This is a genomic window from Nocardioides anomalus, from assembly GCF_011046535.1.
In the GTDB taxonomy this organism is placed as follows: Bacteria; Actinomycetota; Actinomycetes; order Propionibacteriales; family Nocardioidaceae; genus Nocardioides; species Nocardioides anomalus.
Window position 1 is genome coordinate 2,758,456 of the sequence record NZ_CP049257.1, and the last position, 14,436, is coordinate 2,772,891.

Annotated in this window: 15 protein-coding genes; 4 read left to right on the forward strand and 11 right to left on the reverse strand. The window is 74.5% G+C overall.

The window, feature by feature from the left end:
• The 7 genes from G5V58_RS13850 to G5V58_RS13880 form a co-directional block, all read right to left on the reverse strand.
• Positions 1–504, reverse strand: a complete 504-nt coding sequence (locus G5V58_RS13850) for a glycosyl-4,4'-diaponeurosporenoate acyltransferase CrtO family protein (protein ID WP_165233712.1) — start codon at positions 502–504, stop codon at positions 1–3.
• Positions 498–1,655 (reverse strand): glycosyltransferase family 2 protein, encoded by a 1,158-nt coding sequence (locus G5V58_RS13855; protein WP_165233715.1) that lies wholly within the window; start codon positions 1,653–1,655, stop codon positions 498–500. The genes G5V58_RS13850 and G5V58_RS13855 overlap by 7 nt, the downstream gene beginning before the upstream one ends.
• Positions 1,652–3,019 carry a cytochrome P450 gene (locus tag G5V58_RS13860; protein ID WP_165233718.1) on the reverse strand — a complete coding sequence of 456 codons (1,368 nt, stop codon included), beginning with the start codon at positions 3,017–3,019 and terminating at the stop codon, positions 1,652–1,654. The genes G5V58_RS13855 and G5V58_RS13860 overlap by 4 nt, the downstream gene beginning before the upstream one ends.
• Positions 3,016–3,360, reverse strand: coding sequence for a lycopene cyclase domain-containing protein (locus tag G5V58_RS13865; RefSeq protein WP_165233721.1), 345 nt, complete (start codon positions 3,358–3,360; stop codon positions 3,016–3,018). The genes G5V58_RS13860 and G5V58_RS13865 overlap by 4 nt, the downstream gene beginning before the upstream one ends.
• Positions 3,357–3,731 (reverse strand): lycopene cyclase domain-containing protein, encoded by a 375-nt coding sequence (locus G5V58_RS13870; protein WP_165233724.1) that lies wholly within the window; start codon positions 3,729–3,731, stop codon positions 3,357–3,359. Before G5V58_RS13870 ends, G5V58_RS13865 begins: the two co-directional genes overlap by 4 nt.
• Before the next feature lie 91 nt (positions 3,732–3,822).
• Complete coding sequence (locus G5V58_RS13875; protein WP_165233727.1) at positions 3,823–4,815, reverse strand: aldo/keto reductase; 993 nt, start codon at positions 4,813–4,815, stop codon at positions 3,823–3,825.
• Positions 4,816–4,861: 46 nt separating this feature from the next.
• Positions 4,862–5,302 carry a hypothetical protein gene (locus G5V58_RS13880; protein ID WP_165233730.1) on the reverse strand — a complete coding sequence of 147 codons (441 nt, stop codon included), beginning with the start codon at positions 5,300–5,302 and terminating at the stop codon, positions 4,862–4,864.
• Between the two features lie 101 nt (positions 5,303–5,403).
• Between G5V58_RS13880 and G5V58_RS13885 the strand changes: the two genes are divergently transcribed.
• A complete protein-coding gene (locus G5V58_RS13885) occupies positions 5,404–6,090 on the forward strand; it encodes a response regulator transcription factor (RefSeq protein ID WP_165233733.1) in 687 nt (228 codons plus the stop codon).
• Positions 6,091–6,093: 3 nt separating this feature from the next.
• Positions 6,094–7,407 carry a sensor histidine kinase gene (locus tag G5V58_RS13890; protein WP_165233736.1) on the forward strand — a complete coding sequence of 438 codons (1,314 nt, stop codon included), beginning with the start codon at positions 6,094–6,096 and terminating at the stop codon, positions 7,405–7,407.
• On the opposite strand, the gene G5V58_RS13895 is transcribed toward G5V58_RS13890, so the two are convergent.
• The 3 genes from G5V58_RS13895 to G5V58_RS13905 form a co-directional block, all read right to left on the reverse strand.
• Entirely contained in the window at positions 7,404–7,781 is a 378-nt protein-coding gene (locus G5V58_RS13895) for a hypothetical protein (protein ID WP_165233739.1), read from the reverse strand. The genes G5V58_RS13890 and G5V58_RS13895 overlap by 4 nt on opposite strands.
• Positions 7,778–8,161, reverse strand: coding sequence for a hypothetical protein (locus G5V58_RS13900; RefSeq protein ID WP_165233742.1), 384 nt, complete (start codon positions 8,159–8,161; stop codon positions 7,778–7,780). The genes G5V58_RS13895 and G5V58_RS13900 overlap by 4 nt, the downstream gene beginning before the upstream one ends.
• A gap of 92 nt (positions 8,162–8,253) precedes the next feature.
• The gene (locus tag G5V58_RS13905; protein WP_165233746.1) at positions 8,254–10,281 is read right to left on the reverse strand and encodes an NAD(+) synthase; all 2,028 of its coding nucleotides are present in this window, start codon (positions 10,279–10,281) and stop codon (positions 8,254–8,256) included.
• A 571-nt stretch (positions 10,282–10,852) separates the two neighbouring features.
• Here G5V58_RS13905 and G5V58_RS13910 point away from each other — a divergent pair.
• Positions 10,853–12,310, forward strand: coding sequence for a flavin-containing monooxygenase (locus tag G5V58_RS13910; RefSeq protein ID WP_165233749.1), 1,458 nt, complete (start codon positions 10,853–10,855; stop codon positions 12,308–12,310).
• Between the two features lie 49 nt (positions 12,311–12,359).
• On the forward strand, positions 12,360–12,986 hold the full coding sequence (locus tag G5V58_RS13915) for an alpha/beta fold hydrolase (protein WP_165233752.1): 627 nt from the start codon (positions 12,360–12,362) through the stop codon (positions 12,984–12,986).
• On the opposite strand, the gene G5V58_RS13920 is transcribed toward G5V58_RS13915, so the two are convergent.
• On the reverse strand, positions 12,974–14,434 hold the full coding sequence (locus G5V58_RS13920; RefSeq protein WP_165233755.1) for an aldehyde dehydrogenase family protein: 1,461 nt from the start codon (positions 14,432–14,434) through the stop codon (positions 12,974–12,976). The genes G5V58_RS13915 and G5V58_RS13920 overlap by 13 nt on opposite strands.
• Positions 14,435–14,436 lie beyond the last annotated feature (2 nt).

The window sequence follows — 14,436 nt, forward strand, 5'->3', positions numbered from 1 at the left end:
CTACGAGACCGGACCGGGGCGGGCCCTGCGGCGGGCGAGGACCGACAGCAGGCGCAGCCGGTTGTAGCGCTGGATGGCGACGAACGGCAGGTTGACCAGCACGCCGTAGGCCACCAGGACCCCGGCCGCGAGCGGCGGGTTCCACAGCACGAAGAGCGGGCCGCAGCACAGCGCCCACCAGTGCGCGAGCTCGGCGCGGCGCGTCTCGCGGACGAACAGCTCGAGCCCGGCCTCGTCCCGGGCGGGCAGCGCGCGCTTGCTCACCCCGCCGGCGAAGAGCGCGCCGGCCTCGGGGACGCGGTCCTTCCAGCGCTGGATGCGCAGGCGGCGGCGGTACCACCGGCCGCCGTCCTCGAAGCGGCGCGGCCGCAGCAGCCAGCCGTCGCGGGACAGCCGCTCGTCGGAGAGCCGGTGCGCGGCGTACCCGGTGACGCTGTGGAAGACACCCCACGCCACCACGTCGACGACGAGGGTGAGGGCCTGGGGCATGACGAGCTTCAGCACGCGGCGTCCTCCGTCCCGGCCTCGGGCGTCCGGGTGGCGACGGCCCGGCCGCGCCAGCGCACCGAGCCGCGCAGGGTGAGCAGGGCCGAGCGCAGGAAGACCAGGTCGAAGGCGAGCAGGGTCAGCGGGAACAGCGCCCACGTCCACCACGCGAAGGCGCCGAGCCGGCGCAGCAGCGCGCGCAGAGACAGGGCCACACCGAGCCACCCCAGGACCCACAGGGCCGCCGCCACCCAGGCGTGCGCCCCCGCGTCGCCGCGGGCCGCGTGCACCACGAACAGCACCGCGCCGACGGCGACCGCGTGGTGGGCGGCCACCCAGAGGGTCGCGGCCACCGAGGCGCCCGGCGCGGCCGCGCTCGCGCCGGAGGCGACGTTCTTGCTCCAGCCCTCGACGAGCTGGCCGAGGCCGGAGGGGTACATCCGCATGGCCAGCGCGTCGCCGCCGGCCAGGCAGCGGACCGGGAGTCCGGCCCGGTCGTAGGCCCGGGCCAGGGCCACGTCGTCGAGGACGTCGGCCCGCGCGGCGGCGTGCTGGCCGGCCCGGTCGTAGTCCGCGCGGGTGGTGAGCAGGCAGGGCCCGAAGGCCATCGGGCGGCGCTCGGGGTGGGCGCCGAAGGCGCCACTGGCCAGGAAGGAGACGGCGTTGGGGTACGCCGAGAGCTGCTCGTAGCCGGGACCGACCGCGTGGAAGGGCTGCACCGAGAGCAGCCCGCGCCCGTGCCCGGCCAGCAGCCCGCCCAGCGCGCCCGGCGCGAGCACGGTGTCGGCGTCGAGGAAGAGGAGGAGCTCGCCCGAGGTGGCCTCGGCGCCCTGCTGGCAGGCCCAGGCCTTGCCGGTCCAGCCGGCGGGCGGACCGGCGAGGGTGACCACGCGGGCGCCACCGGCGCGGGCCAGCTCGCCGGTGCCGTCGCTGGAGCCGTCGTCGACCACCACGACCTCGGCCGGCGCCGGGTCGAGCCGGGAGACCGACGCGAGCAGGGTCGGCAGGCTGGCCGCCTCGTCGCGGGCCGGGACGACGACCGAGACCGCTGCCCCCGTCGCCGGACCGCCGGCGGGCAGGACGCGCAGGCCCGCGACCAGCCGCCGCACCGCGAGGGTGCCGACGGCCAGCAGGACCAGGGCGAGGACGGCCGACCAGACGGGGCTCACAGGCGGCCCCGAGGAGTCAGCGCCAGCCGCAGTCCGCCGCGCGGGTGCACTGCGACCTGGGCCTGCGGCCGGGGCCGGGTCCAGCCGGCCGGCGTGCGCAGCTCGTAGGCCGACAGCACCCGGGCCAGCACGATGGCCATCTCCCCCAGCGCGAACTCCCGGCCGATGCACAGCCGTGGGCCGAGCCCGAACGGGAGGTACGTCGAGCGCGCGGCGCGCTCGTCGAGGAACCGCTCCGGGCGGAAGGCGAGCGGGTCGGGCCAGAGGTCCTCGCGCCGGTGCAGCAGCCAGGGGCTGATGATCACCGTCGTGCCCTCGGGCACGTCGTGGCCGCTGATCACGTCCGGGCCGGCGCTGCGCCGCGAGACGACCCAGGCCGGCGGGAAGAGCCGCAGCGCCTCGTCGACCACCGCGGCCAGCCAGGGCAGCTGCGCGCGGTGGCGCAGCATGGAGACCGGCTCTGCCCTGTCGGCCAGCGCGTCGAGCTCGGCGTGCACCCGGGCCTGGGCCTCCGGGTGCTCGGCCAGCAGCATGAGCGTCCAGGTCAGGCTGGCCGCGACCGTCTCGTGGCCGGCGATGACCATGGTGACCAGCTCGTCGCGGATGGCCTCGTCGTCCAGGCCGCTGTCGACGAGCAGCCCCAGCAGGTCGTCGCCGCCGGTCGCGGCGCGCCGGCGCTCGGCCAGCAGCTCGGCCGTGGCCCTGGTGAGCCGGCGGCGCGCGGAGGCCAGCCGCAGGTTGAGCGGGGTGGGGACGGCCTGCGGGATGGGCAGCAGCGCCCGGCCCAGCCGGACGACCAGGCTGGCCGCGTCGTCCGAGGCGTGCAGCATCGTGCGGGCGCGGCCGGACAGGTCGGCCGCGAACAGCGCCCGACCCACCGCGTCCAGCGCGACCTGGAGGACCGCCGGGGCGACGTCGACGACCTCGCCGCGGGTCGTCGCGAGCGAGGACACCGCGTCGTCGGCCGCGGCGTGGACCTGCTCGCCGATCCGCTCGAGCCGCTGGTGGTGGAAGGCCGGCGCCGCGATCCGCCGGTGCGCGATCCAGTCCGGCTCGGCCGAGGCCAGCAGTCCGGGGCCGGTGACGCGGGCCAGCGCGGAGTACTGCACGGTCCGCTTGGTCCAGTTGCGCGCGTTGCCCTGCAGCACGTGGCGGGCGTCGTCGGGCTCGTTGACCAGCAGCACCGGCACGCCGGGGACCGGGAACGGCACGAGCTCGCCGTACTGCGCACGGACCCGGCCCAGGTAGGACAGCGGGTCGGCGCGGACCGAGCGGAGGACCTTGGCCATGTCCAGGGGCGTCGGGCCGGGCAGCCCGAGCGTCTCGGGCTCGGCGGTGAGGCGGCGCCAGGCGGTCTGGGTCACGAGGTCTCCGTCCGGGCCGCCTCGTCGCGACGGCTCAGCCAGCGCCAGACGGCGCAGCTCAGGAGGACCAGCCCGAAGCCGAAGCCGAGGTCCTCGACCGGCGCGTAGACCAGGCGGCCGTCGCCGAGGAGCTGGGCGTGCGAGTCGCCGATGATCGCGTCGGAGCGGTAGCGCACGATGCCGCGGCCGGTCAGCCAGCCGTTGGTGAGCAGCTGGAAGAACACGACGATGGCGTACGCCGACCACCAGCCGGCCGTGCTGGTCAGCCGGGTCCGCAGCACCCAGCGGTCGACGACCACCGCGACCACGATGCTGATGACGCTCAGGGCGGTGTAGGTCATCGGGCCTCCTCGCGGCTGGGCTCGGGGTGTCGCCGACCCGGCCACCAGGGCGGGCGGACGCCGGCGCGCACGGCCAGCACCGCCTCGTGGGTGAGCACCCCGACGAGGGGGATGACGACGAAGAACGCGATCTCCTCCAGCGGCAGTCCGAGCACCCGGGGCGGCAGGGTCTGCGCAGCGTCGAAGGACCACTGCCCGACGTGCGTGGCCCACAGGTCCCAGAGCAGGAACGGTCCGCCGGCGAGCAGCACCGTGGCGGCCAGCCGCGCGGGCCGGCGCAGCACGTCCAGGCCGAAGAGGTGGGTCAGAGGGAGGGTGCCGACCAGGCAGAACGCGAGCATGGCGACGTAGGACCACTGCAGCCAGTTCACGGCCAGGGGTCGACCCCGGGTCGTGCGGAAGCGGTGCTGGTCACGGGTCGTCGGTGCCCCGTGGGCCGGGCACCCATGCGGGAGGCGTGGCTCACCAGCGGTCGTGGACCAGCGGGCGCAGCCGCTCGTCGTACAGCGCGCGGACGCCGTCGAGCAGCGCCAGGTCGAGCGGGCCGGCCCCGCCGGCGGCCGCGTTGGACCGCGCCTGGTCCCGGTTGCGGGCCCCCGGGATGACGGTGCTGACGCCGGGCTGCTGGACGCACCAGGCGATCGCCGCCTGGGCCGGGCTGAGCCCGTCGGCGTGCGCCTCGACCAGGCGCGAGAACTCCTGCGCCGCCGACAGCCCGGTCTCCCACGGCACGCCGGAAAAGGTCTCGCCCACGTCGAAGGCGCTGCCGTCGCGGTTGTAGTTCCGGTGGTCGTCCTCGGCGAAGGTGGTGTCCGCGGAGTACTTGCCGGACAGCAGCCCGGAGGCCAGGGGCACCCGAGCGATGATGCCCACGCCGGCGTCGATCGCCGCGGGCAGGACCCGCTCGAGCGGCTTGAGCCGGAACGCGTTGAGGATGATCTGCACCGACGCCACGCCCGGTCGCGCGATGGCCGAGAGGGCCTGGTCGGCGGTCTCCACCGAGACGCCGTACGCCGCGATCGAGCCGTCCTCGACCAGCGCGTCCAACGCGTCGTAGGTCGCGTCGGCGTCGATCACGGCCGACGGCGGGCAGTGCAGCTGGACCAGGTCGAGTCGGTCGGCGCCGAGGTTGCGCCGGGAGCGGTCCACCCAGGCGCGGAAGTTGTCGGCCACGTAGCTCTCGGGGACCTGCTCGGCGCGCCGGCCCATCTTGGTGGCGACGGTGAACCCGGCGTCGGCGTGGTCGGCCACGAACGCACCTACGAGCTGCTCGCTGCGCCCGTCGCCGTAGACGTCCGCGGTGTCGTAGAACGTGACCCCAGCCTCGGCCGAGGCCTCCAGCACCTCACGGGCCTGCTCCTCGGTGACGTCGCCCCAGTCCGCGCCGAGCTGCCACGTGCCGAGGCCGACGACCGAGACGTCGCGACCGGTCCTGCCGAGGGTCCGCTGCTCCATGCCGGTCAGCCTGACACGGGCCGCACAACGGCTCGCCGGGAGGAGGTCAGTCGGGGAGCTCGTTGCGCTCGATCTCCGCGACGGTCGGGCGGCCGCGGTTGCAGAACACCTCGATCTCCACCGAGCGGCGCTCCTGGGCGAAGACCGCCTCGACGTCGTCGTCGGGGCCGGTCTCCAGGCTGACCGTGCGCCAGCCGGCCGCCTCGTCCGGGCGGGCCTCGACGCCGGAGGCGTAGACGCCCTGGCACTCGACCACGAAGACCCCGAACTCCTCGGTGATCTCGCGCCGCACGACCCTCGCCTGCGGGTCCGGCGTCGCCCGGTCCTGGCTGAGCTGGGCCTGCCGGATCAGCTCGTTGTCGCCGATCGGGCCGCGGTCGCGGTTCTCCGCGCGCAGCTGGCCGACCACGAGGACGCCGACCACGACCGAGGCCGCGGCGGCCAGCAGCCAGGCCGCGGCCCAGCCCAGGACGGCACGACGGGTCACCCGCTGATCCTGGTGTCTGCACGGATAAGCGCTCGCTAAGGCCGCGCTAAGCCGCCCTCTGACGGCGCCGCCCGCGTACGTCGTCCGGCTAGGTTCACGGCGTGGTGCAGGTGCTGATCATCGAGGACGACGACCGGATCCGGCCGTTGCTGATGCGCTCCCTGGACCAGCGCGGGTACGCCGTCGACTCGGCCGTGAGCGGCATGGCCGGGCTCCAGCGGGCCGTCTCCACCCGCCCCGACCTGGTGATCCTCGACCTCGGCCTGCCCGACGTGGACGGCACCCAGGTGCTCTCGATGCTGCGGGCGGTCAGCGACGTCCCGGTCATCGTGGCCACCGCGCGCGACGACGACCCGTCCCTGGTGGGCTGCCTGGACGCCGGCGCCGACGACTACGTGGTGAAGCCGTACACCACGACCCAGCTCGAGGCCCGGATCCGCGCGGTGCTCAGACGCACGGCGGGCGGGCGGCAGCCCCGGCAGGCGCTGGTGGTCGGCGGGCTCGAGCTCGACGTGGCCGGCCGGCGCGCGGTGCTGGACGGACGCGAGCTGGAGCTGAGCCCGCGGGAGTTCGACCTGCTGCGGCACCTGGCCGAGCGGCCCGGCGAGGTGGTGACCAAGAAGGAGCTGCTCACCGAGGTCTGGCAGCAGGCCTGGGGCGGCTCGGACAAGACCGTCGACGTGCACCTGTCCTGGCTGCGCCGCAAGCTCGGCGAGAGCGCGTCGGAGCCGAGGTACCTGCACACCGTGCGTGGCGTCGGCGTCCGCCTCAGCGCGCCGGAGGGCTGACCCGTGCGGCGCAGCCTCATCAGCGTCGTCGCCGCGGTCGTGGCGATGGTGCTGCTGGCCATGCTGGTGCCGATGGCGCTGCTGCTGCGCGGCTACGCGCTGGAGGACCGGATCTCGCGCGCGGCGCTCGAGGTGCAGGCCACCGAGACCGTGGTCTCCGGAGCGGGCGACGACCGCGGCGCGGTGGCGGCGTACCTCGACCGGATCAACCGCGACACCGGCACCGAGACGACGGTGCTCTTCCCCGGCGACGACGCGGACACCGACATCGGGCCGGATCCCGGCGAGGACCACCGCGTGGTCGACGCGCGCACCACCGGGCGCGCGCGGTTGGACGACGTGGCCGGCGGCGCGGAGTTCCTGGTCCCGGTCTCGCTGGGCGGCTCGACCGCCGGCGCCGACGCCACCCCGGTGATCCGGGTCGTCGTGCACGAGCCCGGCTGGACCGAGTCCGGCATCCTGCGCAGCTGGCTGGTCCTGGCCCTGCTCGGCCTGGTGCTGCTGGCCGGCGCGCTCGCCCTGGCCGACCGGCTCGGCCGCTCGTTCGTGCAGCCGATCCGCGCGCTCGCGGCGTACGCCGGGGCGCTGGGGCACCGGCCGGTCGAGCCCGTGGCGTCTCGGGGACCGCGCGAGGTGCGCGAGCTCTCGGCCGCGCTGACCCGGCTCGTGGGCCGGATCGAGACGCTCCTGGAGCGGGAGCGCGCCGGCGTCGCCGACCTGTCGCACCGGCTCCGCACGCCGATCACCACGCTGCGGCTGCGGGTCGAGGCGCTGTCCGCCGGGCCCGAGCGCGACCGGCTCGGCGCGGACCTCGACGAGCTCGAGGCGCTGGTCGACCACGTGGTCCGCGAGGCCCGCCGCTCCGAGCGCGAGGGACTGGTTGCTGCCGCCGACGGGGTGGCCGTGCTCTCGGAGCGGGTGCGCTTCTGGGAGCCGCTGGCCGAGGAGCAGGACCGGTCCTTCGCCTTCACCAGCACCGCCTCCGCTCCCGTCGCCGTCCGCGCCTCGGCCGCCGACCTCGAGGCCGTGGTGGACGCGCTGCTGGACAACGTCTTCACCCACGCCCCCGAGGGCTCGGCCGTCGCGGTGTCGCTCGCGCCCTCCGCCGCCGGCGGGCTCGTGCTCACCGTCGACGACGGCGGTCCGGGGCTGCCCGCCGGGCTGGACGTCGTACGCCGCGGCACCTCGGGCGCCGGCTCCACCGGCCTCGGGCTCGCCATCGCCGACCAGACCGCCACCGCGAGCGGTGGCGGTCTGGCCCTGGACGCCTCGCCCCTGGGCGGGGCGCGGGTGGTCGTGACGCTCGGCCCGGCCTAGCGGACCGTCACCGTCGCGACACAGCGCGTTCCGTTCGCCGCCGTGGCCTTGAGCCGGAACACGTCGGCGCCCCGGGTGTCGGGCCGGTCGAGGTCGACGTCGATGTCGCCCTCGCGGTCGGCGGTCCTCGTCACGCGGGCCACGCGCTGGCCGTCGTGCTTGACGACCACGGTCCAGCGCGACCCGGGCGCCAGCCGGTCCAGGTCGGCGCTCACCTCGATCCGGCCGTCGTCGCGCTCGGCCTCGAGCTCGTAGGTGCCGGTGCCGCACGCCCCGCGCGCGGTCGGCCCGTCGGCGTGCGCCGGCGTACCGGTCGCCAGCACCGTGAGCGGGATCGTCGCGAGCGCGGCGCCGGCCGCGGTCCACCCCTTCATCGGGTCACGCTCGTCGTGCAAGCGGCGCCACCGTCGGCCGGGGTCGCGGTCGCGGTGAACTCGTCGCTCCCGCTCTCCTGCGCGACCGCGTCGACGTCGAGCTCGGCGTCCTCGTCGGTCTGCCGCTGGCCATCGAGCAGCACGGTGTCACCCTGCTGGAGCACGACCTGCCAGGTCTCCCCCGGCGCGGTCGACTGCAGCTCGAAGCTCACCTCGGTCCCCTCGTCGTCCCTCTCCACCGAGAGCTCCGTGGAGCGCCCGTCGCACGTCTCGCGCGCCGTCTGCTCCTGGTCGCCCTCGGCGCCGAACGCCGCCCAGGCACCGAGCGCCACGACCGCCGCCACCACGACCGCTACCGCGGCCAGCACTGCCTTCCTCATCGAGTCCTCCTCGTCTGGTCTCACTGACCCGACGAGGTTCGACCGGACGGCGCCAAGGCCACGCGAGCGGCGGGCTAAGGCCCGGCTAAGCGCTACTGGGTCGGCACGTTCTCCAGCTCGCTGAGCCACGCCGTCGGCTTCGCGTCGCTCGGCATCCGCCAGTCACCGCGCGGGCTCATGGTGCCGCCGGCGCTGACCTTGGGTCCGTTGGGCAGGGCCGAGCGCTTGAACTGGTTGGCGAAGAACCGCCTGATGAAGACCTCCATCCAGCGGCGGATGTCGGCCAGGTCGTAGGCGACGCGGCGCTGCTCGGGGAAGGCCGGCGGCCAGACGCCCGCGTCGGCGTCGTGCCAGGCGTGCCAGGCCAGGAACGCGATCTTGCTGGGCCGGAAGCCGTAGCGCAGCACGTTGAAGAGCGTGAAGTCCTGCAGGCTGTAGGGCCCGATGGCGTCCTCGGTGGACTGGGCGGGCTCGTCGTCGCGGGCGGGCACGAGCTCGGGCGAGATCTCCTGGTCCAGGATCGCCCGCAGCACCTCGTCGGTGTCCTCGTCGAACTGGCTGGTGGTGATGACCCAGCGGATGAGGTGCTGCATGAGCGTCTTCGGGACGCCGGCGTTGACGTTGTAGTGGCTCATCTGGTCGCCGACGCCGTAGGTGCACCAGCCCAGCGCGAGCTCGGACAGGTCGCCGGTGCCCAGGACGATGCCGCCGCGCTGGTTGGCGGCGCGGAAGAGGTAGTCGGTGCGCAGGCCGGCCTGGACGTTCTCGAAGGTGACGTCGTAGACCTCCTCACCGCGCGAGTACGGGTGGCCCAGGTCCCTGAGCATCTGCTCCGCGGCGGGCGTGATGTCGATGGTCTCGTAGGTGGTGCCGAGCGCCTCCATGAGCCGGATCGCGTTGCCCTTGGTGGTCTCAGTGGTCGCGAACCCCGGCAGCGTGAAGGCCAGGATGTCGCTGCGCGGCCGGCCCAGGCGGTCCATGGCGTTGGCCGCCACGATCAGCGCGTGGGTGGAGTCCAGGCCGCCGGAGATGCCGACCACGATCTTCGGGTCCCCGATGGAGCGCAGCCGCTGCTCGAGCCCGCTGACCTGGATGTTGTAGGCCTCGTAGCAGTCCTGGGCCAGCCGCTCGGCGTCCGCGGGCACGAACGGGAACCGCTGCACCTGCCTCCGCAGCCCGACGTCACCGGTCGGCGGCTCGAGCTCGAAGGGGACCCGCCGCAGCGCCGGCGCCACGGTGCGCGCGTTGTCGTCGAAGGTCCCGGTCCGCAGCCGGTCCTGCCGCAGCCGGTCCAGGTCGACGTCGGCCACCGCGCGCTGCGCCTCGGCCGGGAACCGCTCGGCCTCCGCGAGCAGCTCGCCCATCTCGTAGACCATCGTCTGCCCGTCCCAGCTGAGGTCGGTGCTCGACTCCCCCAGCCCCGCGGCGGCGTACACGTACGCCGCCAGGCAGCGCGACGACGCGCTGCGCACCAGCAGCCGGCGGTCCTCGGCTCGCCCGATGGTGATCGGGCTGCCCGACAGGTTGGCCAGCACCGTCGCCCCGGCCAGCGCGGCCTGCGCGCTCGGCGGCACCGGCACCCACATGTCCTCGCACACCTCGACGTGCAGGCTCAGCCCCTGCACGTCGGTGGCGTCGAAGACCAGGTCCGGCCCGATCGGCACCTCCTCGCCGCCCAGCTCGATGGTCCCCCGCACGTCGTCACCGGGCTGGAACCACCGGCGCTCGTAGAACTCCCGGTACGTCGGCAGGTACGACTTCGGCGCCACCCCCAGCACCCGCCCCCGGTGCACGACCACGGCCGTGTTCAGCACCCGGTTCCCGTGCGCGAGCGGCGCGCCCACCACCACGACCGGCGTGAGGTCCGCCGTCGCCACGACCAGCTCGACCAGCGCCTCCCGCACCGCGTCGAGCAGCGTGTCCTGCAGGAACAGGTCCTCGATCGAGTACCCGCTCAGGCACAACTCCGGGAACACCGCCACCGCCACGCCCTCGTCGTGGCACGCCCGCACCTGCTCCAGCACCGCCCGAGCGTTGGCCACCGGATCGGCGATCGCGATCGGGAACGTGCAAGCAGCCACACGCGCGAACCCGTGGGCGTACGCCGAGTAGAAGTCCACGCTCGCAGTCTCCCATCGGGGGGCCGTCCCTGCTCGTGGTGAGGGCTCTTCGTCCTGGGCTCCTGCCCGCCTCGAGCTTCTTCATCGTGCCGAGACCAATTGCGTGCGGCCGCGCGGCCGCCTGTGGCGGCCACGCTCCGGTCCGCCTCCACTCACTTGTAACGCGCAGTTGTCGGATGTTCCGACCCGCCGCAACGGGTCGGAAGATCCCATAACTGCGCGTTACAAGTGCTCGGCGCCGCCGTCCGCGGCAACCCGAACCGCACCCCACCCACCCACGTGAAGGCGGAGACGAGACGGTGCCGCCGCCAGACCAGGCCGCCTGTGGGCTGACCCGGCCCCCGCCGGGCCGGGGTTCGCCGTCGAAGGCTGAATCCGCGGCGTGGGGCACGCACACGAGACGTAATGGGGCTGGAAGCAGTCGCGTGCAACACGGCGTCGGTTGCCTTCGGCGGTGAACACCGGATCCGGCGGAGGCCGGGTCAGCCCACAGGCGGCCGGACCCGAGAGCCCGCACCACGAGCCGCAGCCCCCAGACCCACCGACCCCCACCCCACTAAGGTGCCGTCCCGTGACCGCTCCTCGCGTGGTGGTGATCGGCGCCGGCTTCGGCGGCCTCGGCGTGGCCCGCGCCCTGCTGCAGCAGGGCATCGACGACATCACCGTCCTGGAGCGCGCCGAGGACGTGGGTGGCGTGTGGCGCGACAACACCTACCCGGGGGCCGCGTGCGACGTGCCGTCGCCGCTGTACTCCTGGTCCTGGTCGCTGAACCCCACCTGGTCGCACCGCTACTCCCCGCAGCCGGAGATCCTGGACTACATCAAGGGCGCGGCCTCCGGCGCCGGCCTGCTCGACCTGGTCCGCACGGGCCAGGACGTCCGCTCGCTGGCCTACGACGACGCGACGTCCACGTGGCGGGTGACGACGGCCGACGGGACGACGTACGACGCCGACGTCGTGGTGCCGGCGGTGGGGCAGCTGTCGGACCCGGTGGTGCCGGCCCTGCCGGGGATCGAGACCTTCGCGGGGCCGACGTTCCACTCGGCGCAGTGGCGCCACGACGTGCCGCTCGAGGGGGTGCGGGTGGGCGTGGTGGGGACGGGGGCGAGCGCGATCCAGTTCGTGCCCGCGATCGTGGACCGGGTGGGGGCGATGACCGTCTTCCAGCGCTCGGCGCCGTACGTCGTGCCGAAGCCGGACACGGCGTACCGGCCGTTCCACCACACGCTGTTCGAGCGCTACCCGGCCGTGATGCGGGGTGAGCGGGGCGCGACCTTCCACGTGACCGAGCTCCTGACGCGGGCGCAGGAGGGCGAGAGCGTGCTGTCGGCGCCGGTGCTCAACGCCCTGCGGCTGGCGTGGCGGGCGCACCTGCGGCGGCAGGTGCGGGACGCGGGGCTGCGGGCGCGGCTGGTGCCGGACTACCCGATCGGCTGCAAGCGGATCCTGTTCAGCAACGAGTGGTACCCCGCCGTGGACCGCGACCACGTCTCGGTGGTGACGCACGCGGTGACCGGGGTGGAGCCGACCGGGGTGCGGACCGACGACGGGACCTTCCACGAGGCCGACGTGCTGATCTGGGGCACGGGGTTCGCGGCCACCGACTTCCTGCGCACCATCGAGGTGACCGGGCGCCGGGGCGAGCGACTGCACGACGTGTGGGCGGACGGGGCGTCGGCGTACCTCGGGATCGGGGTGGCGGGCTTCCCCAACCTGTTCTGCGTCTACGGCCCCAACACCAACCTCGGCGGCAGCTCGATCATCGTGATGCTCGAGGCGCAGGCGGGCTGGATCGCGCAGGTGGTGCGGCGCCTCGCGGACAGTGACGCGCGGACCTTCGAGGTGCGGTCGGCGGCCTACGACGCCTACGACCGCGAGATGCAGGGCCGGCTGTCCGGCGGGGTCTGGGCGCAGTGCGACAACTGGTACACCGACGGCGGCAAGATCACCACCAACTGGCCGGGGATGGTGGCGGAGTACCGCGACCGGCTGGCGCAGGTGGACTGGCGGGACCTGGTCGCCGGCTGATCGACGGGCTGAGCGATGAGTCCGGCGTGGTGGCCGGGTCGGAGCATCCATGACCTACGTGCTCGTGCCCGGGGCCGGCGGCGACGGCCACTACTGGCACCGTCTCGCCCCACTCCTGGGGCCGGACACGGTCCCGGTGACGCTGCCGGCGGCCGACGAGAGCGCCGGGCTCGCGGCGTACGCCGACACGATCGTGGCCGCGGCCGGCGACGCCACGGGCATCACGCTGGTGGCCCAGTCGATGGGCGGCTTCTCGGCGCCGCTGGCGGTCGAGCGGCTCGACGTGCGGCGGCTGGTGCTGCTCAACGCGATGGTGCCGCGGCCCGGCGAGACGTTCAACGAGTGGTGGGGCACGGTCGGTGTGCCCGAGCAGCCGGACTGGGACGAGGGCCGGATCTTCTTCCACGACGTGCCGGCGGAGGTGACCGAGGACCTCTACTCCCGGGGCGAGCCGCAGCAGGCGGACAAGCCGTGCGGCGAGCCGTTCCCCCTCGAGGCCTGGCCGGACGTGCCGACCTCCGCGATCACCGGGCGCGACGACCGGCTGTTCCCGGAGTCGCTCCAGCGCGCCTACCTGCGCGACCGGCTCGGCATCGAGCCGACCGTGGTCCCCGGCGGGCACCTCGTGGCGCTGTCGAACCCCGAGGGGCTCGCCGCCGCGCTTCAGAACGGGTAGGTGGCCGGCTCCCCCCGCACCGTGATCCAGCGGGTCTCGGTGAACGCCTCGATGTTGGCCGCCGCTCCCCCGAGCCGGCCCAGGCCCGAGGCGCCGAGGCCGCCGAAGGGCACGTTGGCCTCGTCGTTCACGGTCTGGTCGTTGATGTGCACGATGCCGGTGGGGATCTGCTCGGCGACCGCGAGGCCGCGCATCACGTCCCGGGTCACGATGCCGAGGGAGAGGCCGTACTCGCTCTGCGCGGCCAGCCGCACCGCCTCCTCCACGCCGGACACGCGGGTGACCGGGGCGACCGGGCCGAAGATCTCGGTGGTGAACGCCGGCGCCTCGAGGGGTACGTCGGCCAGGACCGTCGGGCGGTAGAACAGCCGGTCGTACTCACCCCCGGCCGCCAGCCGCGCGCCCTGGTCGACGCTGGCCGTGACGACGCCGTGGATCTTGTCGCGCGAGCCCTCGTCGATGACCGGTCCGAGCGCGACCTGCTCGGTGTTTGGGTCGCCGACCGGGAGGTGGCTCGCCTTCTCGCTGAGCGCGGCCACGAAGTCGTCGTAGAGGCCGTCGGCCACGAAGTAGCGCCCGGTGGTCATGCAGATCTGGCCCTGGTTGAGGAACGACGCCCAGCCGGTGAGACCGACGGCCTGCTCGACGTCGGCGTCGTCCAGGACGAGCAGGGCGGAGTTGCCGCCGAGCTCGAGGTGGGCGCGCTTGAGGTGGCGCCCGGCCAGCTCGCCGATGCTGCGGCCGACCGAGGTCGAGCCGGTGAACGAGATGACCCGGACGTGCGGGTCGGTGACCATCGCCTCGCCGACGTCCTTGCCGCCGGGCAGCATCTGCAGGACGCCCGCCGGCAGCCCGGCCTCCTCGAAGATGCGGGCCATGAGCGTGCCGCCGGTGACCGCGGTGCGCGGGTCCGGCTTGAGGAGGACCGCGTTGCCGAGCGCGAGGGCCGGCGCGACCGAGCGGATGCCGAGGATGATCGGCACGTTGAACGGCGAGATCACCGCGACCACGCCCGCCGGGAGCTGGCGGGCCATCGAGAGCCGCGGCTGCTCGCTGGGCAGCAGCTGGCCGATCGGCAGGCCGGGCAGCGAGGCCGCCTGGTAGCACTCCTCGGCGGCGGTGTGGATGGCGAAGTCGGCCATGCCAGGCACCGAGCCGACCTCGCGGACGTTCCAGCCGCGGATCTCCTCGGCGTGCTCCTGCCACAGGTCGCCCGCCTTGCGCAGCACGGCGGCCCGGGCGGTGTGCGGCAGGGCCGCCCACTCCTTCTGGGCCTGCGCCGCCGACGCGGCCGCCTCGGCCACGTCCTCGGCGTCCGCGTGGCCCATCGTCCCGAGCTCGGCGCCGGTGGCGGGCTCGACGACGGCGTACGTGCCGCCGCGTCCCTCGGTCCAGCGACCGTCCTTGAAGACCTGGCCCTCCCAGGCCACTCCGTCCAGCAGCGACACGA

Bases quoted from the DNA above. Each gene is read 5' to 3' on its own strand.
- G5V58_RS13865 (WP_165233721.1), bottom strand. From the start codon at position 3,360: ATGACCTACACCGCCCTGAGCGTCATCAGCATCGTGGTCGCGGTGGTC.
- G5V58_RS13875 (WP_165233727.1), bottom strand. From the start codon at position 4,815: ATGGAGCAGCGGACCCTCGGCAGGACCGGTCGCGACGTCTCGGTCGTC.
- G5V58_RS13895 (WP_165233739.1), bottom strand. From the start codon at position 7,781: ATGAAGGGGTGGACCGCGGCCGGCGCCGCGCTCGCGACGATCCCGCTC.
- G5V58_RS13900 (WP_165233742.1), bottom strand. From the start codon at position 8,161: ATGAGGAAGGCAGTGCTGGCCGCGGTAGCGGTCGTGGTGGCGGCGGTC.
- G5V58_RS13915 (WP_165233752.1), top strand. From the start codon at position 12,360: ATGACCTACGTGCTCGTGCCCGGGGCCGGCGGCGACGGCCACTACTGG.